The 21,104-nt window shown below is 51.6% G+C and carries 19 protein-coding genes; 17 read left to right on the forward strand and 2 right to left on the reverse strand.

Annotation, left to right across the window (positions count from 1 at the left end; all coding sequences use genetic code 11):
- Positions 1 to 10 precede the first annotated feature (10 nt).
- The 11 genes from CLV60_RS12425 to tssD (CLV60_RS12480) all read left to right on the forward strand — a co-directional run bounded on the left by CLV60_RS12425 (position 11) and on the right by tssD (CLV60_RS12480) (position 9,939).
- Complete coding sequence (locus CLV60_RS12425) at positions 11 to 841, forward strand: fibronectin type III domain-containing protein (RefSeq protein WP_106595699.1); 831 nt, start codon at positions 11 to 13, stop codon at positions 839 to 841.
- Between the two features lie 4 nt (positions 842 to 845).
- Complete coding sequence (locus CLV60_RS12430) at positions 846 to 1,967, forward strand: hypothetical protein (RefSeq protein ID WP_106595700.1); 1,122 nt, start codon at positions 846 to 848, stop codon at positions 1,965 to 1,967.
- Positions 1,964 to 3,283, forward strand: coding sequence for an OmpA family protein (locus tag CLV60_RS34655; RefSeq protein ID WP_229210938.1), 1,320 nt, complete (start codon positions 1,964 to 1,966; stop codon positions 3,281 to 3,283). Before CLV60_RS12430 ends, CLV60_RS34655 begins: the two co-directional genes overlap by 4 nt.
- Before the next feature lie 16 nt (positions 3,284 to 3,299).
- Positions 3,300 to 4,301 (forward strand): hypothetical protein, encoded by a 1,002-nt coding sequence (locus tag CLV60_RS12445; RefSeq protein WP_229210939.1) that lies wholly within the window; start codon positions 3,300 to 3,302, stop codon positions 4,299 to 4,301.
- A 103-nt stretch (positions 4,302 to 4,404) separates the two neighbouring features.
- Entirely contained in the window at positions 4,405 to 4,704 is a 300-nt protein-coding gene (locus CLV60_RS12450) for a PAAR domain-containing contractile injection system baseplate protein (RefSeq protein WP_106595702.1), read from the forward strand.
- A 33-nt stretch (positions 4,705 to 4,737) separates the two neighbouring features.
- Positions 4,738 to 5,187, forward strand: coding sequence for a hypothetical protein (locus CLV60_RS12455; RefSeq protein ID WP_106595703.1), 450 nt, complete (start codon positions 4,738 to 4,740; stop codon positions 5,185 to 5,187).
- A 154-nt stretch (positions 5,188 to 5,341) separates the two neighbouring features.
- Positions 5,342 to 6,709: a DUF5458 family protein gene (locus CLV60_RS12460; RefSeq protein WP_106595704.1), complete on the forward strand. Its 1,368-nt coding sequence runs from the start codon at positions 5,342 to 5,344 to the stop codon at positions 6,707 to 6,709.
- A gap of 16 nt (positions 6,710 to 6,725) precedes the next feature.
- Complete coding sequence (tssD, locus tag CLV60_RS12465) at positions 6,726 to 7,133, forward strand: type VI secretion system tube protein TssD (protein ID WP_106595705.1); 408 nt, start codon at positions 6,726 to 6,728, stop codon at positions 7,131 to 7,133.
- Between the two features lie 2 nt (positions 7,134 to 7,135).
- The gene (gene tssD / locus CLV60_RS12470) at positions 7,136 to 7,636 is read left to right on the forward strand and encodes a type VI secretion system tube protein TssD (protein ID WP_106595706.1); all 501 of its coding nucleotides are present in this window, start codon (positions 7,136 to 7,138) and stop codon (positions 7,634 to 7,636) included.
- Positions 7,637 to 9,475, forward strand: coding sequence for a type VI secretion system Vgr family protein (locus CLV60_RS12475; RefSeq protein ID WP_106595707.1), 1,839 nt, complete (start codon positions 7,637 to 7,639; stop codon positions 9,473 to 9,475).
- A 47-nt stretch (positions 9,476 to 9,522) separates the two neighbouring features.
- Complete coding sequence (gene tssD, locus CLV60_RS12480) at positions 9,523 to 9,939, forward strand: type VI secretion system tube protein TssD (RefSeq protein WP_106595708.1); 417 nt, start codon at positions 9,523 to 9,525, stop codon at positions 9,937 to 9,939.
- Between the two features lie 91 nt (positions 9,940 to 10,030).
- Here tssD (CLV60_RS12480) and CLV60_RS12485 read toward each other — a convergent pair whose 3' ends face one another.
- Positions 10,031 to 10,798 (reverse strand): TssN family type VI secretion system protein, encoded by a 768-nt coding sequence (locus tag CLV60_RS12485; protein ID WP_106595709.1) that lies wholly within the window; start codon positions 10,796 to 10,798, stop codon positions 10,031 to 10,033.
- 78 nt (positions 10,799 to 10,876) lie between these two features.
- On the opposite strand from CLV60_RS12485, the gene CLV60_RS12490 reads away from it, so the two are divergent.
- The 3 genes from CLV60_RS12490 (at position 10,877) to CLV60_RS12500 (ending at position 14,266) form a co-directional block, all read left to right on the forward strand.
- On the forward strand, positions 10,877 to 11,305 hold the full coding sequence (locus tag CLV60_RS12490; protein ID WP_106595710.1) for a GPW/gp25 family protein: 429 nt from the start codon (positions 10,877 to 10,879) through the stop codon (positions 11,303 to 11,305).
- Between the two features lies 1 nt (position 11,306).
- Positions 11,307 to 13,148 (forward strand): type VI secretion system baseplate subunit TssF, encoded by a 1,842-nt coding sequence (locus CLV60_RS12495; protein ID WP_106595711.1) that lies wholly within the window; start codon positions 11,307 to 11,309, stop codon positions 13,146 to 13,148.
- 149 nt (positions 13,149 to 13,297) lie between these two features.
- Positions 13,298 to 14,266: a hypothetical protein gene (locus tag CLV60_RS12500; RefSeq protein WP_229210940.1), complete on the forward strand. Its 969-nt coding sequence runs from the start codon at positions 13,298 to 13,300 to the stop codon at positions 14,264 to 14,266.
- Here the strand turns inward: CLV60_RS12500 and CLV60_RS12505 are convergent.
- Positions 14,220 to 15,485 carry a porin family protein gene (locus tag CLV60_RS12505; RefSeq protein ID WP_106595712.1) on the reverse strand — a complete coding sequence of 422 codons (1,266 nt, stop codon included), beginning with the start codon at positions 15,483 to 15,485 and terminating at the stop codon, positions 14,220 to 14,222. The two genes, CLV60_RS12500 and CLV60_RS12505, sit on opposite strands and share 47 nt — an antisense overlap.
- Before the next feature lie 301 nt (positions 15,486 to 15,786).
- Here CLV60_RS12505 and CLV60_RS12510 point away from each other — a divergent pair, with 301 nt between their 5' ends.
- The 3 genes from CLV60_RS12510 (at position 15,787) to CLV60_RS12520 (ending at position 21,061) form a co-directional block, all read left to right on the forward strand.
- Complete coding sequence (locus CLV60_RS12510) at positions 15,787 to 16,179, forward strand: hypothetical protein (RefSeq protein ID WP_229210941.1); 393 nt, start codon at positions 15,787 to 15,789, stop codon at positions 16,177 to 16,179.
- A 121-nt stretch (positions 16,180 to 16,300) separates the two neighbouring features.
- Positions 16,301 to 19,285 carry a protein translocase subunit SecDF gene (secDF, locus tag CLV60_RS12515; RefSeq protein WP_106595713.1) on the forward strand — a complete coding sequence of 995 codons (2,985 nt, stop codon included), beginning with the start codon at positions 16,301 to 16,303 and terminating at the stop codon, positions 19,283 to 19,285.
- 126 nt (positions 19,286 to 19,411) lie between these two features.
- Positions 19,412 to 21,061 carry an amino acid permease gene (locus CLV60_RS12520; RefSeq protein ID WP_106595714.1) on the forward strand — a complete coding sequence of 550 codons (1,650 nt, stop codon included), beginning with the start codon at positions 19,412 to 19,414 and terminating at the stop codon, positions 21,059 to 21,061.
- Positions 21,062 to 21,104: the final 43 nt, after the last annotated feature.

The raw sequence follows: 21,104 nt of genomic DNA on the forward strand, positions 1-21,104 counted from the left end.
GGAAAAACGCATGAAAAAGTGCCTGTTCATATTGTTGGCTTCCGTATCGACTGTGTTGTTTCAGTCGTGCAACCTCTTTGCGCCGGTCGATCCGCTCCCGCCTGTGTTATCAAAGCTGGAAGTGGTAGATATCAAACGCACCGAGATCACAGTCAGCGGAACAATCAGCAATCCCGACAGCAAGAACGACCGTCAGGAGAAAAAGAGCGGCGTCATCAAGGAGTATGGTTTGGTGTACGGCACTACACCTGCGCTCGATATACAGAAAGATAAGGTGATCAAACTCGGGGAAACGCCCGGACAAACCCCGGTTTTGATCCAGAACCAGAAAATTACAGGGTTAATGTCCGACACGCGCTATTACATCGCGCTCTACGCCCGGAATGAGGGCGGCGGAATGGCTTACGGAGAAATACTGGACATTAAAACCACCCTCTTACCGCCCGTGGTAGTGAACCGCACTTCTGTGAAAGTCGCCAGAAGTAAAGCGCTTTGGTATGATTTCGACACCGGAGCTGTCATACTTAATGCAAACGACCCGAAGACCGATGTTACCATTGATTTCTTTGCCATCACGGGCAGGGGAACTGTGCTCGAACTCAATTCCGCGAATAAATTGCAATTCGCGAATCTGGAACTTGCCGACTACGACAAACTCACCTATCTGGACCTTGTGCGGCTCACGAACTACAGTAGTATGAGCATTACCTACGTGTTCAGCACAGTGACGGACAATACCGTGATCGCATTCAAAACCGGGGAAGGCCGGTTCGGGAAATGGCGGATCGAAGACGTGACAGCCAACGACATTACGATGAGCCTCATCACTTATGAAAACTAATGGCATGATGAAGAAACTCTTTACATTTCTGATGACGCTCCTCGCCGTCCAGGCGCTGGCCCAGGACCGGATCTGGCTCGATAATGGCAATCCCGTACAAGCCAAATTGAGCCGCGCCATGGACAGCAAACTGGAATGGATTGCGTCGGACGGCATCCCGCGGGTTTACCATCGGAAGCGCTTTCTGGTCATATTCGGGTCGGCCGGGCAGTTTATGGTGATTTCTGAGCTGAACGAAAGCCCAAACAAGGCCCAAACGCAAATCGAAGCATTTTACAAGGCTCCCCCGCGGAATGTGAGCCAGGATCTTATCATTAAAAGCGTCCCGCTGACAGTCATTACCGGCAACATTTCCTACGAAAGCGACGACGTGATCAACTACCTCACGATGGAAGGCAATGCGGCGTCGATCAACAAGGAAGAAGTCGCGACAGTGATTTACCGCGACGGTCGGCATGAGATCCTGCGGGATGTAGTCGACGTGGCACCATTGCTGGCATTGGCTCACAAGGAAATCGAGAAAAAGGAGAGGGAGATCGTCAGAAAAGAGCCAGACCCTGCCCAAAATCAGCCTATTGCCAAAAAAGATGTGCCGCCACCGCCCAAAGAACAGGTAAAACCGGTACTAACCGACGCCGAATACAAGGAATACAGTGCAAAAGGCATTCGCCGGGTAGATGAATTCACCTCCTACCTCCGCATTATCGGCGATAAAAGCATGAAATCGGAAGACAAGAACAAGGCGGTACAGCAAGCATTAAGCCTGTTCGAGCCGCAGGCCACCGTGGCGGTGAGTTCGGCGAAAGGGGTGAAGAAATATCCAGTGAAAGAATACCTCAACCGCCTGAAACTCCTGCCTTATGCCAAAATCAATATTACCTGGAATGAGGTCAAATATGTGAGTGAACTGAAACAGGAGGCTGATGGCAACTATTACGGCACGATCGCCGGGCAGCAGGTTTTTGAGGGCTATTCAGCCAATGGAAAAGTCGCTTACGGAGATATTACCCGCAAGAATATCCGGGTCAAACTCGAATCGTATCAGAAAACCATCGATGGAAAGGATACGGTGAACTGGGAAGTTTTATTGGGAAATATAGGGGTCGAAACCAACGAGGGACAATGAAAACCAGGCTATACATCACCCTGCTTTTGTTTCAGGCCGCTACCGCGTCGCTGTATGCGCAATGCGGTTACCTGGCCGGCAAAATCACCGATATTTCGGGCGGAACGCCGCTTGTGGCCACCTTGTCCGCCAAAACCGAGCAAGGCAAGCAGCGGCTCGGCAAGTCCGACAGCCTGGGTGTATTCAATGTGGAAATGCCTTGCCATATCATTGAACTCACGATCGAATGTCCGCAGTTCCAGACGCAGCATATCCCGGTGAACATCGACGGCAAAACCGAAGGCACGTTTTTCATCACATTAGCCATGATGCCCCTCGGCAAACAAACCAGCGACGAGCCCTATGCTCAATCGGAGCAAAAGCATTTTGAGTTGAAAGACTCACTGAAAGCGGTTTCCATTGTAAGGCGGATCGAGGTGCGCGACGCATTGTCGGACCAGCGGCTGGCTGCGGAAATTTGTCTGTATTATACCCAAAAACAAAAAAAGGACTGCTTTTCACTCACGACCGATCGCCCCAGGGCAGAAATCGTATTTACGGAGAAAGATATTGTGGCGATTGAAGTCAAATCGGGTGGTTACCAGGCTTACAACGGCAACCTGATCCTCGACAAAACCGACCAGGAGCCCCGGACCTACATCATCAAACTGAACCGCCAGCGTACGATCCTGTCCGTCAATATCTTGCAAGCCCAGCAGGGAATGCTATGCCGGTTATGGAGCGACGGCCAGCCCGACATCGCGCTGAACCGTGTAAACGACAGCCATTACTTCGCCGACCTCGTACCGGGCCGGAACTATAAATTCGGCATTGCACCCGCATCCAGCCAGCCCGAACTGGTTACGGCCATGGCGTCGGTGAAGGAGGGCATTACTTTGAAGACTTTGCGTATGGCCGAGCGGGCAACGGAGCGCCCGGCGGCAGTGATTACCCGGGTCGAAACACCGGCTGCCAGGAGCATTACCGCTTCGGACAAGACGCTCTATTTTCCAAGAAGTGATTACAAGCTGCCCCTGCAATCGCGGACCTACCTCGATTCGGTAGCCATTTACATTCTTGAAAACAAGAACAAAGGCCTTCGCATTACCGGCCATACCGACAATGTAGGCAACCCGGGCCTGAATATCACGCTCTCGGAATACCGCGTGCGGGTCATCTCGCGATACCTCATTGGCAAAGGCGTGCCCGAGGGGGTGATTGCAGCCGTGGGCGTGGGCAGCAAGTTTCCGGCCCGGCCCAACGACAGCGAGGAAAACCGGCGCATGAACCGTCGTGTGGAGGTGCAGATCATTGATTTAGATCCAAAAAGCAACTAAAAATATGAAAACGGGAATGAATAGTATTAAATGGCGGGTGGCCTTCCTGACACTGGGCATCGCAGGTGCGGCCTTGCAGGCGGATGCGCAGGCGCTCACACGCAGGGACGCGGACGAGATACGCGTACTGGCACGCGAGAGGGTGAAAGGTCTCAATGACCTCCTCAACGCGATTGCCAATGAGGACCTCAGCAACTACGAGCGCCGTTACCTGATGATGAACAGCTACATGCCCAGCAACGACCAGATTTTCATCAACGACGGTGTGATTGTGGAAGATGATGTGGATCCGAAGCACAAATCCGGTGCACCGGGCCTCGACACGCCGATCGAGAAGTATCTCAGCAATTTTGACCTGTTTTATACCAAGTCGGAAACCAATACCATCGAATTCACCAGCCTGGTCGTTTCCGACGTCAAGGTTGATAAATACCCGTTTGTGAAGGTGTTTTACACCCAGCAGTTCAAAGGTAAAAGCAACAAGGACAATACACCTTACACGCCTATTGCAAGGGTAGCCGAACTCCGGGCCGACAAGTCGGGCAACGACTGGATCGTGTTCCTGACGCGCATCGCATTCAATTCTGCCGAAAGCGCCAAATCGGTGCCGGTAACACCTAAACCTTCGGCTACCTACGACTCATTGCAACGCAAAAAAGAGCCGGTTGTCAGCCGGGCATCCGACAAGCCGCCGGTTGCAAAGCCTGAGGATGCCAAAGAGGGCGAGCGTGTTTTCAAAGAACTCAACAAACCCAATGCAGAAGCAGCCGCCAATGCCCGGAAATGGGGCGCGATCAAGCTAGGGGCAGGCGTAGCAGCGCTTGCATTCGGCGCGGTGACTTATAGTATGCTGAATAAAGACTATAAGGAGTATAAGAAACTGATCGACAACCCGGAAGGGCTCACCAGCTACGCTAAGCCCGGCATCTACGTCTCGGTAGGCGCAGCGGCTGTCGGCCTCGGTGTATCGCTCACTTCGCTCTTCGATTTCAAGCGGGCAAAGCAGCTTTCACAGTGATGTGAGTGCGTTTGGCAGATTTGTAACATTCAACAGACTGACCGCCGACGGCCGACGGCTGACCGCCGAAAGCTTAAAGCCAACAGCCTAAAGCCTTAAAACTATGTCACAACCCGCAGCAAGAATCGGCGATATGCACGTATGCCCGATGGTTACTCCCGGAACGCCTCCGGTGCCCCATGTAGGCGGACCTGTGCTGCCCCCAGGCACCCCCACTGTGCTCATAGGCGGGCAGCCGGCCGCTTGTGCAGGCGATATGTGCCTGTGTACGGGCCCACCCGACTCGATCGTGATGGGTTCCACGTCCGTCTTGATCGGCGGAAAACCGGCAGCACGGATGGGCGACACCACCGCACACGGCGGAAGCATCGTAGCAGGTTGTCCCACAGTTTTAATCGGTTAGCAACAACAGTATTTACTTTAATCCTATACAGCTATGTTCAACTACGGAATAGGCGGTAATGAACGCAAGATTGACCAGTCCAGTGAGGGAATTGCTGATATTCCTCAAAACCGCACTCTTTTCGCCACACAACTGACCGGCGAACCGACGCCGCGGCCGGAAATGGTTTACGATCTCAAAACCACCGAAGAAGTTTTCGCGCATTATCAGCCCGAAGCAGAAGTAGAGTTTATTACTTCTGACGGCAGTTTTATCAACGAAAACCTGCGGTTCAGGAATCTCGGGGATTTTGGCAAAAAAGGGATTATCGCCCAAAGCGCATTCCTGCAAGACCTCGATGCACGCAACGAAGCCTACCAGCAGGTGGTAAGGCACCTCAAAGTGAACAAAATCCTGAAAGCCGCATTGGAAAAACCCGAAGCGAAGGCCGCATTGCTCGGAGTGTTCCAGACGCTGATTAACGAGTTGGAAGAAGCCGGGTAACGGGGCGCAAATTAATGATTGAATGAGCGACCGGGTCGCCGGAGCGATGATTGAATGACCGAATACCTCCGGTTGGAGTACACTGGTAATTCAAGAATCAAAAGCGCCCATTCAATCAGAATTCATTCAGTCATTCAATCATTCAATCATTAACATGGCAGACGATACAAAAACAACCCAAGAAGCCGCGCCGGCACTCCGTGAACGCGTAGCCGTTCCGCTGGAAACCGGCCTGCCGCTTCTCGCCAAATATGGCAGCTTCGACCTCGTGGAAACGATCATCGAAGGCGCCGCGAATATTAACCCCGAGAAAAAGGCCCGGAAAAAGATATTCCTCACCGAAGCCGACAAGAAGAAGGAGCGCCAGCAACTGAAAAAACGCCTGGAATTGTGGTCGGAGCTGCTGAGCAGCGCGGAAAGCGTGCCGGATATGATCGAAACCGGTCAGAAACAGGCGGATTCCGCATTTGAACTATTGAAAGAAAACCTCGGCAAGGCTGTGGAGCAGATTCGCCCGCTGGAACAATCGTACCGATCGGTGGCGATGTTCTTCAAGAACACGGAACAGGATAAGGTCAAAAACGTGACATTCATGAATGCAGCTGCCGATCAGTTGCAGGATCTCGATGTGACCACATTCATCGATGCCGTGGGCGAGGAACTCGCGTCGAAATACGACCGCCTCGATTTACGCGAAAACTACTCGATCCTGAATGTACCGGGTTACCTGGGTTCGGGCAAAGTAGTGGATAAATGGGCGAAAATGGCGCATAAGAACAAGGTAATGCTCCTGACCGACTTCATGCACCTGGATGCCCCCGAGGATGTGATGGAGCTGTTCGAGTCGGCCAACCTGACTGGCGGCGCGGCGCATTTGTCGAACGTGATGATGACCTGCAACTGGCTGGTAGGCCGTGCGAAGCATGACGACCTGGGCGAAGAGGACGACCTCTACATCCCGCCATCGACCGCATTGGCCGGTAATGTGTATAAAACCCTGATGTCGCAGGTGGCTGCGGGTAAAAAACATGGTACGCTCAGCGAAGTGGACGGCGTACGGTTCCCGCTTAAAAAGTCGGAAATCGCCGATCTGGAAAAAATGGGGCTGATCCCGATGGTGAACGAATACAGCAAAGTGATGGCATTCTCGGCCAAAACGCTGTTCAACGGCGACAACGTCGGTTTGCAGACCTATTCGGTAGTCCGCGTTTTCGACTACATCACCAAAGTGCTGATCGACTTCCTGAACCGCCGGGCGTTCGAAAACTTCGATTACAACACGAAAAACGACCTGAAAAAGCAGATCATCAAGTTCCTCGACAGCGTCACCGGCCCCGGCAAACTCATCGAGAAGTTCAGCGTGATGCGTTTCGAGCAGGATAAGGACCAAAAGGACAAGGTTTACCTCGACATTCATATGGTGCCCTATTTTCCTGCGAAAAACTTCATGATAGCCCTGACCGGGCAAAAAGGAGATGACCTGGACGCTGCTGCCTGGGCGGCGGAGTATGCGCAGCAGTAATAATGTCGAATGACCGATGCCATACAGCAGCACGCTAAAAATCGACGGGGAACATGAATACAGCGTCATGTTCATGCAATTTGAGTTGCACCAGACGGTGGACGACGCGATGTCTATTACCTCGCCGATCCAGTGGGCGCATTTGTATATGGAGCTGGAAATGGTCCTCGACGATTTTCTGCTGGAATGGGCCAATAAGCCCTCGCAGAAATATGACCTCACGGTGGAGCAGTTCGGCGAAAACGGCTCATTCAAAACGCTGAATTTCAAAGAGGCCGTTTGCATTGAGTTTGTAGAAATGTTTGACGACGGCACCGATGACCTCGACAAAGCGCTTTCCAACCGGTTGCAGAATTTCATCACCTGCATTACGGTGACGGCCGGTAACGTGGAAATCAACGAAGCGAAACTCGAAAACTTTTAGCCATGGCCGAGCAGGATGCCAGTATCGGAGTAGAGGCGCACCTTACCCTGGATGGGAAGGAGTTTACGGTCAAGAAGATCGCCTACGGGTGCAACCGCAATGCCGACGAGCGCGGGAGCCCGACGGACTCGCCCAAGGTGCGGCTGATACGGATGACGATCTCGCCTACGAAGAACGACGATTTCGCATTACTCTACGACTGGGCATTCAAAAACGACCGGCAGCTCAGCGGGCAGGTGGAGTTCAAATACGACAACGATTCACAGATTCTGCGCAAAATGGAGTTTGAAGAAGCCTATTGCGTCGGTTTCCGGGAGTCGTTCCGGGCGAAGCAGTCGACGATCCGCGGAAACAAGCTGGCGCACGTGCCGGATACCAAAGGCTATTTGCCGCAGCACCGGGGCAAGGATTATTTCCTGCGCGACAGCAGTCTCGCATTGGTTTATGAACTGGTAATCCTACCGCAGAAAGTCAAAATCGGTCAGGTTGAAATAAGTAGTTAAATGGCACGACAGGTTAACACGAGCATTGAAATCGAAGGTGGCGTCGAGATTACCCGGCACCTCGGGCTGGTGATCGAGCAGGATTTGTTCGCACACCACTGGTTTGAGCTGCTGGTTCCCTTCGATCAGCTGGAAGATGAGGGAGAGCATTTTTTCAACCGCTCGCACCGCGCGGTCATGGGCAAGAAAATCACCTTCTCGTTCAGCCCGCGCCTCGGTTCCGACTCCTTCGACTTCGTATTTCAAGGCATTGTGACCGAGATCCGCCTCCGCAGCCTGAGCGATATGAGCAGCGCATTTGTACTGAAAGGTTACAGCCCGACGATCGTCCTGGAAGACTCCGTACAGCGGCGTTCTTTTCTGCGGTCCTCCGTTCAGGATCTTTTCAACAATGTACTGCAACCCTACCCGCAAAATCTGCTCCGGAAGCAGCTTAATCCCGAAAATGGCGGCCGGCGGGTCCCTTTTACACAATACAATGAAAGCAATTACAAGTTCCTCTGCCGCGTGGCCGACCGTTGCTGCGAGTGGTTTTATTACAATGGCCGCGAACTCGTGCTGGGTAACAACGACTCTGAAGAAGTCGATTTCCTGGTCGATGGGTTACAGAATTTCGACGTGGCGATCCGGCTGCAACCGACTGTATTTTCCTTTGAAGGATATAATTACACAGTCCCCGAAACATTCACGGGGCAATCGTCATCGCAAAACGTGGATGGCCTCACGGCGCTGAGCGAATTCGCATTGGAACAATCCGACAGCCTTTTTGCCCAATCATCCCTGCTCCCGGCGCCTGAAATCATCGGAAACCAGGGTGAAATCGACGAGCTGACCCAAATGGAGCGCTCGGCCAGAGTTACTTCGATGGTCGATTTCAAAGGTTCGGGGGAAACACCTACCATGAGCGTGGGTACCGTGCTGGCCGTCAAAGGGCAGCGGCTCAACGAGCGCGGTGAGGCGTATGAAGAAAATTTCGGCAAATACCGCGTGGTACATATCCGTCACGAGGTCAATACGGCCGGTAGCTATCAAAACACATTCAATGCGGTGCCCGAATCGGCACAGCATCCGCCCAACAACCCGTACGTGCGCAACCCTCTGGGCGAAACCGAGCAGGCGGAAGTGATTGAGAACAACGATAGCGAAAGCCTCGGACGCGTGCGCGTGAAGTTTTTCTGGGGACAAGGCCGCCAGCAGGACCAGGAATCGTACTGGATGCGGGTGGGTACCCTCCACAATTCCGAGGGCCGCGGTATCAACTTCGTTCCCGAGGTCGGGGCGATGGTCATGGTGGGATATGAGGGTAATCTTGCCGAAAACCCCTTCGTAATGACCTGCTTGTACCCGAAACCGGAGGAGGACATTGACTATTCGCCCGAAAACAACGATGTGAAGGTAATCGCCACCCGCTCGGGCAACATGATGATATTCATCGATAAGGAAGGTGATGCCAAAATCCAGATCAGCAACCGAAACAAGACGGATACATTTCTGGAATTCGCATTCAAAGACGACGGCCAGATCCGGCTCCACGTCGAAAACGGGTTAGTCGAAGTCAAGTCGAAGGAAATCAAGATCGAGGCCACCACGGACATTACCGTCAGCGCGGGCGGAAAATTCGATTTGCATGCCGGCGAAATCGCGATAAAGGCCGACCGGAACATCAAAATAGAAAGCGGTACCGACACCAAAATCAAGGCCGGCACCGAGTTCGAAGCCGAAGGTACCGCAACGGCGAAAGTCAAAGGAGCACAGCTCAGCCTCGAAGCGGACGCTATGGCCGAACTGAAATCCAGTGCCGCCACGGTCGTACAAGGCAATCCGATCATGCTCAACTAAGTCAATATATCCATAATCAATTCATTCACTTTTAAACACTTACAACTATGCCAGCTTCAAGTTTTGACGCTTATTTCACCTGGGATGGCGGCCCGTCGGGCGACGGCATCGCCGTGATCTCATGCAGCTATTCCCTGTCTCAATCCACCGACGATAAAGGACGTGTTTCTTCCAAAGTGTATGGCGGAAATGTCTTTATACAAGTTGACTCTTCCAGCGCCGACGACAGTAAGAGCCTCTGGGAGTGGATGGTAGACCCGGACGGAAAAAAGTCGTCCGCCAAGATCACTTTCAAGAATGTGGACGAAGAGCAGACCCAAAAGGAGCTCGAACTCACCGATGTGTACTGCGTGCAATATGCGGAGAGCTTCGTAGAAACCGGCTCGATGCCGATGACTACCAGCATAACGCTGTCGGCACGCGAAATCAAGCTGTTCGGTACCCCGCACACCAACCGCTGGTAAGCGACTGTCACGCTGAGCGAAGTCGAAGTGCGGTACGGTACCAGCCTTCGACTACGCTCAGGCTGACTGTACCGTTCAACATGACAATGCCCTATCCACGCACCGCCACGATCGTTTCATTATCGACAATGTGGTTGGCCTGAAATGTAAGGTCCGGATCCATGTAAACGCGGCGCTTGTACCAGGGCTGTTTTTTGTAGAAAAGCCAACCGTAAGGGGTACCATCGGGCGCGAGGTATTCCACCGGGCTGCCGGGATTGCGGTCGTTGTAGTCGTTCAAGAAGATAAAAAACAGCTCGCCAAAGAGCATCGAATGCGGCGCCTTGGCACGAAAGTTCGTAAATGCGGCTTCATCGGCCTTTTTGGTAAACTCAAACTGGATCACCAGCACCCGGGAAAGATCGAGGAGGTCCATATCCGGCAATGGCTGGCCCACGGGATAATACCATTTTTTGTATTCTCTGGCCGGTATTTCGAGGTAGCTCTGGTAAACCCTGGCTACAAAAACCGGGAAAACAAAGCCCACCAGCGCGGTAGCCATACCAATGCCTTTGAAAAGCTCCTGGGCTATTTTATGGTAAACAAAAATGATGGCTAATGCGGTAACCAATGTGATCAGCAATGTAAAACCGATTGCACGAGCCGAACGGCTTTCAAAGAGACTCCCAAACCATTGTGAAAGGAGGTAAATGTGCAGAATCCCGAACACGAGAAAGCAGCCTACTGCCATCGGATAGGCGTCGCGGTAGTCGACCACCCAAAAGCCCAGTGCTCCTACCAATGTCAGCACGGCTATCAGAACGACTGCATACAATAGTTGGAGACGTTGCGTGACAGTTTTAACAAACGGAAGGTTCATCGGAGGCGTGGGAAGTTGGTGAACAAACAAAAATAAGCCAGACTTTCATTAATACAACCACAATTTATTAAACGCCGGATGGAAGATCAAAACTATTCTTTGCCGCTCGCGCTCGACCGCATCGTGGCCGGCCTGCCGCATCCGAAATGCCCTGACCGTGAGGCCATCCACCAGCATTTATATCTGCTAATGGTAACCCACTTCGACGAAAACCGTTTCGACAGCCGTTACGGCTGTGCGCTTTGGGAACATGACTTCTCTGTTTTGTCCCAGATCAAATGGAAAGACCTCATCCGCGAATCGCTCGAAGAAGCAGTGAGCACCTACGAGACCAGGCTTACCAATGTGAAAATCAGGGTCGAAATGGAAGAATTTGAGGTTTTAAGCAAAACCAACAACTATATCCGCAAACGCGTGGGCATTGAAATCAAGGCTACCATACGGCGAACCAACGAACCATTCGTATTCTTCGAGCGCATTTTCATATCCCCTTTATCCATCGAATAATATGCCCGAAACGATAAGTTATACCAAGGAGAACATCTCCCGCCGGCTGATCAGGCGCTGTGCCGAGCTCTGGGGCATCGACGACGCCCAGGCCGACCATTTTGATCCGCTCGTGCGGCTGCTGGTGGAGGCATGTGCGGTGGAATTTGAAAAGGTAGGACAGGAAATCGAGCATACGGAGCTCCGGCTGATGACGCGCCTAGCCGAAATCCTTTCTCCCGAAACCCATAATGCACCCCAACCCGCCACGGCCATCGTGCAGGCGCGCCCGCAGGAACCCACCGGCTGGATCGAACCGGAAAATCAGCTCACGGGCAAGCGTACCAATGTACGCAAGGGCGAATCCACCGAAGTCCATTTTGCTCCGGCCGATCGCTACCCGCTCGTGAATGCGAGCATCGTGCAATTTGCGACACCACAAGGGCTATTCGTCATAGAAAAAGGCGCAAAAACATTGACTGCCAAAACATTACCCCAGCCGGGCGGCGAACAGAGTATTTGGATCGGGCTGGAAATAGAGCCGGGCATTACTTCCTGGGAGGGCTTCCGGTTCTATTTCGATTGGGCTGGCGACCCCGCAGAATATCAATACCGCGAGTTCCTTCAAGCGACGAACTGGCAATGGAACACTAAGATGCTTCCCATCCTGCATGGTTTACAGGACAATGCCGTAGACGATTCCATTCTGATCTATCACAACAGCTTCGTCCGCATCCACAGCAGCGATTCCTGGGAGAAGGGTAAACTGAAAACCGAGCCCTATCCCGACGCATTTGAAGGCATGTTCGATACCCGGACCTTGCAAACACTGAAAAGGCCCTTAACATGGATCCGAATCACCTGGCCGGCCATATTTCCGGCGGCAGGATTTGAACAAATGAATGTTTCGCTGAACGCATTTCCCGTGCAGAACAAGCAGCTCAACAAAATCACCTACCGCCTGCAAACCGGCCTGAATGGCATTGCACTACCCAGCGGCGACGCTTTTATGGGTATTCAAAGTGTGGTTAACCAAAAGAATCAGGCTTATACGGCCTCCGAAAAAAGCCTCTATACCGACGAAGAAACACCGTCTAATGGCGGTGCATCACAATTGGGCGTCTCGCCAGGGGGTGCAGCGCGTATCTACACACTGCGCAGGCAAGGCATCGGCCGTTTCGATAAGCGCGATGCAAGGGCAGTGTTATACCAGCTCCTCGAACTGCTGCGCGATGAAGTGACTGCATTCAATGCGATCGGCGAGGATTTTCTGGCCTCCATCCTTCGTGAAATCGCGCAGAACATGGCGCGGATCGAGCAGAAGTTGGGAGCCAAAAAAGCCAGTGAAACTACCGCTCAGCCATTTCTGGTCATTCGTGGCGATAAAAATCCGGATGTGTTATTCATTTCCTATTGGAGCACGCTGGCCGAGCAAGCCAATGGTATTCCGGCGGGTACACGGTTGCAATCGTACGCGGCTTCGGGTGTGAGCGGCACAGACATTACCATGCTCACACGCTCCTCCGGGGGAAAATCCAGGCCGGATGAAGGTGATTATGTGAACCAGCTCCGAAAAAACATCGTCACCAGAAACAGGCTCGTCACCTTGGAGGATATGCGCGCATTCTGCACCGCCGAGCTGGGCGACCGGCTACGGAAAGTGCAAGTGAAGCCCCATTTCATGCCCGGCAAAATGCCCGGTCAGGGCTTCGTGCGCTGTCTGCAGATCGGCCTCACGCCCGCCTCATCCGCCCGCGGGAGCGACGATTGGGCACGCGAATGCGAATTACTGCAGCTGAAAGTAAGCCGCCTTTCCACCGGCATGTACCCGATCCAGGTAATCACACTATCCGGCAACCCCTGACCACACTTGACTATCCCCGGCTATACCTGACTATCCCTGACTATAATTGACATCCCTGACAACACCTGACTACACCTGACAACACCTGACAACACCTGACAACACCTGACCATACTTAACTATCCCTGACAACGACTTCCGCACCAAACATGGAACCCCGCCCCGACCTTAAAGCCGAATTCATCGCCAGTTCCTGGCTCGAAAACGACATTCCCGTCCGGCAAATCCTTTTTCGCCCGCTGGGGGATTTCAAACGGCGCAGCCACCGCGATATCGAAAACACGCGTGAGCTGGAAATAGGCAATTTCAAAGGCCAGGTGATCGATTCGAACCGAAGCGGCATTTACGACCATCTGCCCGAGCAGCTTTTCCATTTGCCGTCGTCGGCCAATTTGAATTCAACTAAAAAGAAGGTCGATGAAATTCGCCTGCAAAGGGAAAAGGAACAGCAATCCCGGCTGTTTTTCCTGCCGTTAGAGCAGGAATTCTTCCTAAACCGGGTAAGCCTGGCCTGCCTGGAACAACGCGCCTGGGAACTTGGCCCGGAGTCAGGGCTGCTGGAAGAGCTGAAAACATTCTGGCAGGCACCGCCTTCTTTGGACGAATGCGTGTTTGTCCAGTTACTTCCACTCCTGCCGCTCGTCTCCGAAAATCGCGGCAACCTCGACAAAGCCGCGGAAATCATGACGGTTGCATTGCGGTTACCAGTGGAAATACAGACCATTTTCGGCTTGAAATATTCCTTTGAATCCGAAGCGAGCATGGGCGACACGCTGCTTGGTGCCGATACGGCACTGGGCGGCGAGCTGGATACTTATCTGCCGCAGATCAGCGTCGGTATAGAAGTCCCTGACCCTGCCGCGCTGGACCAATACCTTCACAACAAGAACTTCGACACCTTGGTAAACTGGCTCCTCGGCTGGTTTATCCCCGTGGAATACGATTTTGCCGTATCGCTAACACTACCTGCGGGGGCATCTGCATTTACACTCGCCTCTCATGATGGGTTGTCGGTTCCGTTGGGTTATGCGACGTTGCCAACCGAGGGCGAGCCGACATTAGGCATAGTACCTATTTTTCCAACAGACGATAGGATAGCAGGAAATAATTACGCTTGACGTTGGATTTCAACTTGTCATAAAGGGACATGCCGTCTGAGGCTTCATGACGGAGTTCAAAGCCGAACTTCTTATAAGTAACTCCCAAACCAAAGATCAATCCGAATTCATATTTTCGGGCACCGTCCATCGCCACTTTTCTGGTCATGGTGGGGGCCGAGGTCTGAAACCTGTCCTCAGTCGTTCTTTCGTTAGTCACTGAAATGGCCCGGCCATTTGTTATCCCTCCATTGAGAAACAACTTAACATCGCCCACCGGAATTTGGTATCTGATCATATTAATGAGCTTGATATACCCAAAACCGAATGTTGTCCCAACCTTGCTATAACTATTATCTGAATAAGTAGTCTGACTCGTAATGCTCGATTTGTATGAGGTAAATGCAAGCTCATTATACAACGAAGCCCGTTGCTTCAACCGCGGGAATACGAAATTCAGGAATACCCCGCCTGAAACCTTATTGGATAAGGGAAAATCTCCATTCACCAGCTCCGGCTCCACAGATCCTTCAAAACTTAACTTCGAACTGGACATGCCTGCGACTACACCTACCTGGATTGATGAGCCGGTAGGCTTATACGAAGTAACAGGCGCTTTTTGGGAAGAACATTTTTCGTAAAACCGGTCGAATACTTTGCCTATCGATTGCTGAGAATAGGGTAACATCCTCTGGTCGGCAATAAGGCCAGGGCAATCAGCAAAGAAATTCTTCAACTGCTCGCGGTAGTAGGTGACGTTGACCGCCTGCCCATTGTTAGCAAGATAGCGGTGGTTGATCAGCAGCTGGTAAGGCCCGTCCTTATCCCTGATATAGAGGTGAACTTTACCATCCTTATCCTTTAAGTAAAAGAGGGCTTTCGGGCTATTGTTCACCACCAGTAAAAAGGCAACTGTTTTTATAACTTCCGGTACCGGCGAGGAAGATAGTTTGTCAATTTCAGTCGCGCTGATGTTTACCTCTACGTGCGCTTTAACATAGTTTTCTCCGTGCACACCAAAGCCCTCTATATCGCTTAGCCCGTAAGTTTCGACTTTCTCGTCAGATGATGCCTTGAAATGGATGGTTTCCGGATTGCGTGACCAGCTCTTGTAATCGATATATCCTCTGGTTGTATCGCTGGGAGATGTTACCAGATAACCTGGTTCAAATGACTTCTGAGCTTTGGAGAAATGAAAAGATAAAAGCAGAAAGGTAAAAACGGTAAACTTACTGTACATAAATGATAGGGAGTAGTAGAACGCCAAAGAAAGACATAAAAAGTGAGGCCGCAATGCCGCGCGACCGTGTTCCGAGACGATCGCAACGCAAGCTAAGTAACCATATCACCACAAACTCATTTTATCCTTCTGATTTTCATTTGTTTATACACATCATCACTTAAAATGCTCTTTCCGGTTAAAAAACACAGAAAACACAAGTTATTAACAGAATAGTAATATAGGGTCGCGGGAAATTTATCTTGCGATTCTGGTTTTTTCGAATCAAATTTGCGGTTTCATTGAAATCCCGAATCTGAAAGTGAAGACTGTACGAGTGATTAACCAGGCCATCAGCTTAATGCTTGCCGTCATGTTATTGACGGTGGCGGGAGCGCGGTCATGGTCGGATCATACGGATCGAGGCGCTTTCCAGGGGGTCAAAACCGAGGCGCTCGCCAAGGACCTGGCTAAGAAGGCCAGTGCGCAATCAGGCCAGTCGGAACAGCCCGAAGTAAGCGCGCTTAGCCTGAATGCTGTCATTACACCCGCCATTTCCTTCGATTTTTACCAATACCTATATTTTTTACCCCAACCTGTCTGGCATTTTGTTGCCAAAAAACGGGTAGTTCGGACCGCATTCAGTGAGCCGGTGTACCTGGTTTCTCATTTCCAGCGGGTTTTCGGCCGGTTTATCGTCACCAACGCTCCGTAATGTGAGCGGGCCCAACAGGCCCGCATGTCCGCATTTTCTCAGAAGCCTGCGCCATTTACATTCCCAGTCGGGCTGTTTTCAGTTGTATTTCAAGGATTTCAATTAAATTTTTCATTTCAAAATGACCAACAAGAACGGGATAATCGCGTTGACGATCGTCATCGCCCTTATTAGCGTCTATAACCTGTCCTTCACTTTTGTGTCGCGTAATTTCAAAAGTAAGGCGATTGCCTATGCGACCGACGCGAAGGGAGAGGTTGACGTGACCAAAAAACAGCATTACATCGACTCGCTGTGGCGTGAAGAGGTATACCTCGGCCACACTTTGCAGGAAGTTACAGAGCGCGAACTGAACCTCGGCCTCGACTTGCAAGGTGGTATGCACGTGGTATTGGAAGTAGCTCCTGCCGACATCCTCAAAGGAATGGCTGGCGGTAATGCCCGCAGTGCGGCATTCCAGAATGCATTGAAAAAAGCAGGTGAAGATAAATCGGCCAACAACAGCACATTTATCAACCGTTTTGTAAGCGCTTATAAAGAAGCTGCTCCAAACACCAGCCTCGCTTCGGTATTCGCTACCAGCGCCAACCGCGGCAAGATTAACAGCAACTCGTCGGATTCGGACGTGATTAAAATGCTGAAAACGGAAATCGACGGTTCTATCGACCGTGCATTCCAGATCACCCAGGCGCGTATCGATAAATTCGGGGTAACTAACCCGAACATCCAGCGTCTGCCGGGCCAGAACCGCGTTTTGGTGGAGCTCCCAGGTGTGGATAACCCCGAGCGTGTTCGTCGCCTCCTTTCCGGTGCTGCGAAACTGGAATTTGCAGAAGTATATCTGACGCAGGAACTCGGAGCCGGCCTCGAAGGCCTGGGCCGCTACCTGACCCAGCAAGCTGAAATCGAAAAAGCGGCTAAGAAAACTGCCGCGCCCGCCGCTGCTGCAACTGCTGCTACCGACACTACTAAAAAATCAACAGCAGGCGGCCTCGCTGCCCAGTTGGAGAAAAAGGCGGATTCTACTGCTACCGACTCTGCTGCATTGGCGGCTCAAAGCGCTGCGTTGACCAGCCTGTTCGTACCAATGCCACAAGGCCTTGGCGTATACCTGAAAGACACGGCACGTGCCAGCGAAATCCTGCGCCGCCCCGAAGTACGCTCGCTTTTCCCTTCGGACCTCGTGTTTATGTGGGACCGCAAAGGAACCGAAGCAGGTGGTAACCAACTGATTCTTCCTTTGTATTTCATCAAGAAAACCAATGGCGAAGCAGCTATGGAAGGTGACGTGATCGTGAATGCAAACCACGATTACGACGACCGCGGCCGTCCGGAAGTAACCATGCAGATGAACGGTGAAGGTGCCCGCAAATGGCGCTCATTGACTGCCCGCAGCGTAGGCCGCCCGGTAGCGATCATCATCGACGGACTGGTTTACACCGCTCCGACCGTACAAGGCGAGATTCCTAACGGTAACTCATCCATCACCGGTAGCTTCACTGTGGAAGAGACCAAGGATATGGCAAACGTATTGAAAGCAGGTAAACTGCCTGCTCCTACACACATCGTGGAAGAAGCGGTTGTAGGTTCTTCTCTTGGTGCTGAGGCAATCAACGACGGTTTGTGGTCTTCGGCCGTAGGTCTTTTGATCGTACTCGTATTCATGGTGGCTTACTACAACCAGGCTGGCTGGATTGCTGACATTGCACTTTTGATCAACTTGTTCTTCCTGTTGGGTGTAATGGCTTCTCTCGGAGCTGTACTGACGCTCTCGGGTATCGCAGGTATCGTGCTCTCGATCGGTATGGCGGTGGATGCGAACGTACTTATTTACGAAAGTATCAAGGCCGAGCTGGCGGAAGGAAGACCATTTGCGCAATCGATCCGTGACGGTTTCAAGCATTCATTGACCGCCATTATCGACTCCAACGTTACCACCCTTTTGACCGGTATCATCCTTTACACATTCGGTACAGGTCTGGTATTAGGCTTCGCAACAACCCTTGTTTTGGGTCTTTTGACTTCTCTTTTCAGCGCGATCTTCATTACCCGCTTGCTGCTTGAACAAAAACTTAAAAACGGCAAAACTTTCGCATTTACGAATACCCTGACTAAAAACTGGTTCCAGGATAACCACTTCGACTTCGTTTCGCAACGTCGTCGTTTCTACATCATTTCCGCTATCATTATCGCGATTGGTGTAGGTTCATTCATTTTCAAAGGTTTCGGATTGGGTATCGACTTCAAAGGTGGCCGCTCTTATGTGATTCGTTTTGAAAACAATGTGGATGCGGATGCGCTTCGTACCAATATGGATGAAGTACTCGGCTCAACTACCGAAGTGAAAACTTTCGGAGGCCAGGATCAGGTGAAAATCACTACTCCTTACCTCATCGAAGACGTAACACCGGAAGCTGACCAGAAAGCGGAGGCGAAAATCCTGGAAGCGACCAAGAAAATCGCCAACAACCCTGCCAAGATCGTCAGCTCGAACAAGGTTGGTCCTACCATGGCGAAAGACACTTTGTGGAGCGCGGTTTACGCGGTATTGCTTGCGTTGGCGGCCAACTTTGTGTACATCCTGATCCGTTTCAAACGCGTAGCATTCTCATATGGTGCGGTCATGTCACTCGCGCACGACGTGGTGATTATCCTCGCGATCTTCTCGTTGTTCAACGGCTGGTTGCCGTGGTCACTTGATATCGACCAGGCATTCATCGGTGCGATCCTGACAATGATCGGTTACTCGATGAACGACACCGTCGTAATCTATGACCGTATCCGTGACTACCTTGCCGACGAAAAATCACGCGGGCAAAACCTGTCGACCGTTATCAACAATGCGTTGAACAGTACTTTGAGCCGTACGGCTGTAACCGGTATCTCGGTAATCCTCGTGTTGATCGTTCTGATGATTTTTGGTGGAGCGGTTATCCGCGGATTTACCTTCTGTATGTTGCTCGGGGTAATCGTGGGTACTTACTCTTCACTCTTCGTAGCGGCGCCGATCGTGGTTGACCTGCTGCAACGTTCAAAGAAGAATGAGCCGGCTCCGGCAGTAGCGGCAGACGCTACGGCGGCGGCAACCAAAAAAGCAAAGGCTTAAAATAAAAGAATAAAAGAGGGTAAGTATTGCACTTACCCTCTTTTTCTTTGGTGTCTATACGTAGTTAGCAAATTTTCTTTTAGCTTTATCAGACCATCATTTCTACAACAACGAACCTAATAATATATGGCAAGTCAACTCTGGATTAAAAAACCTCTTGAAAAACTATTACACGAATCTACCGGAGAAGGTAACCAGCTGAAACGCACGCTGGGCCCCGGAAGCCTGGTGGCACTGGGAATCGGTGCGATCATCGGCGCGGGTCTTTTTTCCATCACGGGTGGGGCGGCTGCCAACCAGGCCGGTCCTGCTATCACCATCTCCTTTATCGTAGCGGCTTTGGGCTGTGCATTCGCCGGTCTTTGTTATGCCGAATTCGCTTCCATGATCCCGGTTGCGGGTAGTGCGTACACCTATTCCTACGCCACCATGGGCGAGTTCATCGCATGGATCATCGGCTGGGACCTTGTATTGGAATATGCGGTAGGTGCCGCCACGGTAAGTATCAGCTGGAGCCGGTATTTAGTCAAGTTCTGCGAGGGGTTTGACGTCCATTTACCCGCGGCCCTCACGGTAGGCCCGTGGGACGGCGGTGTGATCAACCTCCCCGCTATTTTCATTGTAATCCTGATGAGCTTGCTGCTCATGAAAGGAACCCAGGAAAGTGCATTGGTGAACGGTATCATCGTAGGCTTGAAAGTAGCCGTTGTGATCATCTTCATCGTACTGGGCTGGAAATACATCAACGAATCTAACTACGTACCTTATATCCCGGATAACACGGGCAACTTCGGGGAATACGGTTTCAGCGGGATCATACGGGCCGCGGCGATCGTGTTTTTTGCCTACATCGGTTTCGACGCTGTGAGTACTGCGGCACAAGAGGCCAAAAACCCTAAGAAAGACATGCCGATCGGTATCCTCGGCTCATTGGTGATTTGTACCATTCTATATATCCTTTTTGCGCACGTAATGACCGGTGTAACCAACTACACCACATTCAAAGGCCAGGACGGTATCGCACCGGTTGCAGTAGCGATTGAATCGATGGGTACGCCTGATGCCAGCGGCGCTATCCACCCTGATTACCCGTGGTTGAACCGCGCGATCATCGTGGCGATCCTTGCAGGTTACGCTTCCGTGATCCTGGTAATGCTTTTGGGCCAAAGCCGTGTATTTTTCAGCATGAGTAAAGACGGATTGCTGCCACGCGTATTCTCGGCCGTACACCCGAAATTCCAAACTCCGGTAAAGAACAACACCATGTTCCTCGTGTTCGTGAGCCTCTTTGCAGCATTCGTACCTGCGCGCGTCGTGGGTGAAATGACGAGTATCGGTACGCTGTTTGCATTTATCCTCGTTTGTATCGGCATCATCGTAATGCGCAAGCAAATGCCGGACGCGCCGCGTGCATTCAAAACACCACTCGTTCCGTTGGTTCCGATCCTCGGTATTTTCACTTGCTTCTTCATGATGGCGTTCCTGCCACTCGATACGTGGATCCGTCTGTTCGTGTGGATGATCATCGGTTTCGATGTGTATTTGTACTATGGAATCAAAAACAGCTTCCTGTCGAACAAACTGCCGGCTTCCATCGTCGCTGGTGGCAAAACCGTTGGAATCGTTGGAATCGTGCTGGCCGTGTTACTGGCCGCAATAGCCTACTTCCACCACGTGCAAACCGACGGTACCGACACAGGCATTTACTACTTCTCGCTCGTCTTTGCCGCCATTCACATTGTGACTTTCGGTATGACACAGACCAGGAAGGCTTAATTAGAAGGGGAAAAGGGAGGAAGGAGGAGGGACAAAGGAAAAT

This window comes from Dyadobacter jiangsuensis (assembly GCF_003014695.1).
GTDB classification, from domain to species: Bacteria; Bacteroidota; Bacteroidia; order Cytophagales; family Spirosomataceae; genus Dyadobacter; species Dyadobacter jiangsuensis.

Excerpts from the sequence above, each read along its gene's own strand:
- CLV60_RS12425 (WP_106595699.1), top strand. The coding sequence starts at position 11 with ATGAAAAAGTGCCTGTTCATATTGTTGGCTTCCGTATCGACTGTGTTG.
- CLV60_RS12430 (WP_106595700.1), top strand. The coding sequence starts at position 846 with ATGATGAAGAAACTCTTTACATTTCTGATGACGCTCCTCGCCGTCCAG.
- CLV60_RS34655 (WP_229210938.1), top strand. The coding sequence starts at position 1,964 with ATGAAAACCAGGCTATACATCACCCTGCTTTTGTTTCAGGCCGCTACC.
- CLV60_RS12445 (WP_229210939.1), top strand. The coding sequence starts at position 3,300 with ATGAATAGTATTAAATGGCGGGTGGCCTTCCTGACACTGGGCATCGCA.
- CLV60_RS12450 (WP_106595702.1), top strand. The coding sequence starts at position 4,405 with ATGTCACAACCCGCAGCAAGAATCGGCGATATGCACGTATGCCCGATG.
- CLV60_RS12455 (WP_106595703.1), top strand. The coding sequence starts at position 4,738 with ATGTTCAACTACGGAATAGGCGGTAATGAACGCAAGATTGACCAGTCC.
- CLV60_RS12460 (WP_106595704.1), top strand. The coding sequence starts at position 5,342 with ATGGCAGACGATACAAAAACAACCCAAGAAGCCGCGCCGGCACTCCGT.
- tssD (WP_106595705.1), top strand. The coding sequence starts at position 6,726 with ATGCCATACAGCAGCACGCTAAAAATCGACGGGGAACATGAATACAGC.
- tssD (WP_106595706.1), top strand. The coding sequence starts at position 7,136 with ATGGCCGAGCAGGATGCCAGTATCGGAGTAGAGGCGCACCTTACCCTG.
- CLV60_RS12475 (WP_106595707.1), top strand. The coding sequence starts at position 7,637 with ATGGCACGACAGGTTAACACGAGCATTGAAATCGAAGGTGGCGTCGAG.
- tssD (WP_106595708.1), top strand. The coding sequence starts at position 9,523 with ATGCCAGCTTCAAGTTTTGACGCTTATTTCACCTGGGATGGCGGCCCG.
- CLV60_RS12485 (WP_106595709.1), bottom strand. The coding sequence starts at position 10,798 with ATGAACCTTCCGTTTGTTAAAACTGTCACGCAACGTCTCCAACTATTG.
- CLV60_RS12490 (WP_106595710.1), top strand. The coding sequence starts at position 10,877 with ATGGAAGATCAAAACTATTCTTTGCCGCTCGCGCTCGACCGCATCGTG.
- CLV60_RS12495 (WP_106595711.1), top strand. The coding sequence starts at position 11,307 with ATGCCCGAAACGATAAGTTATACCAAGGAGAACATCTCCCGCCGGCTG.
- CLV60_RS12500 (WP_229210940.1), top strand. The coding sequence starts at position 13,298 with ATGGAACCCCGCCCCGACCTTAAAGCCGAATTCATCGCCAGTTCCTGG.
- CLV60_RS12505 (WP_106595712.1), bottom strand. The coding sequence starts at position 15,485 with ATGTACAGTAAGTTTACCGTTTTTACCTTTCTGCTTTTATCTTTTCAT.
- secDF (WP_106595713.1), top strand. The coding sequence starts at position 16,301 with ATGACCAACAAGAACGGGATAATCGCGTTGACGATCGTCATCGCCCTT.
- CLV60_RS12520 (WP_106595714.1), top strand. The coding sequence starts at position 19,412 with ATGGCAAGTCAACTCTGGATTAAAAAACCTCTTGAAAAACTATTACAC.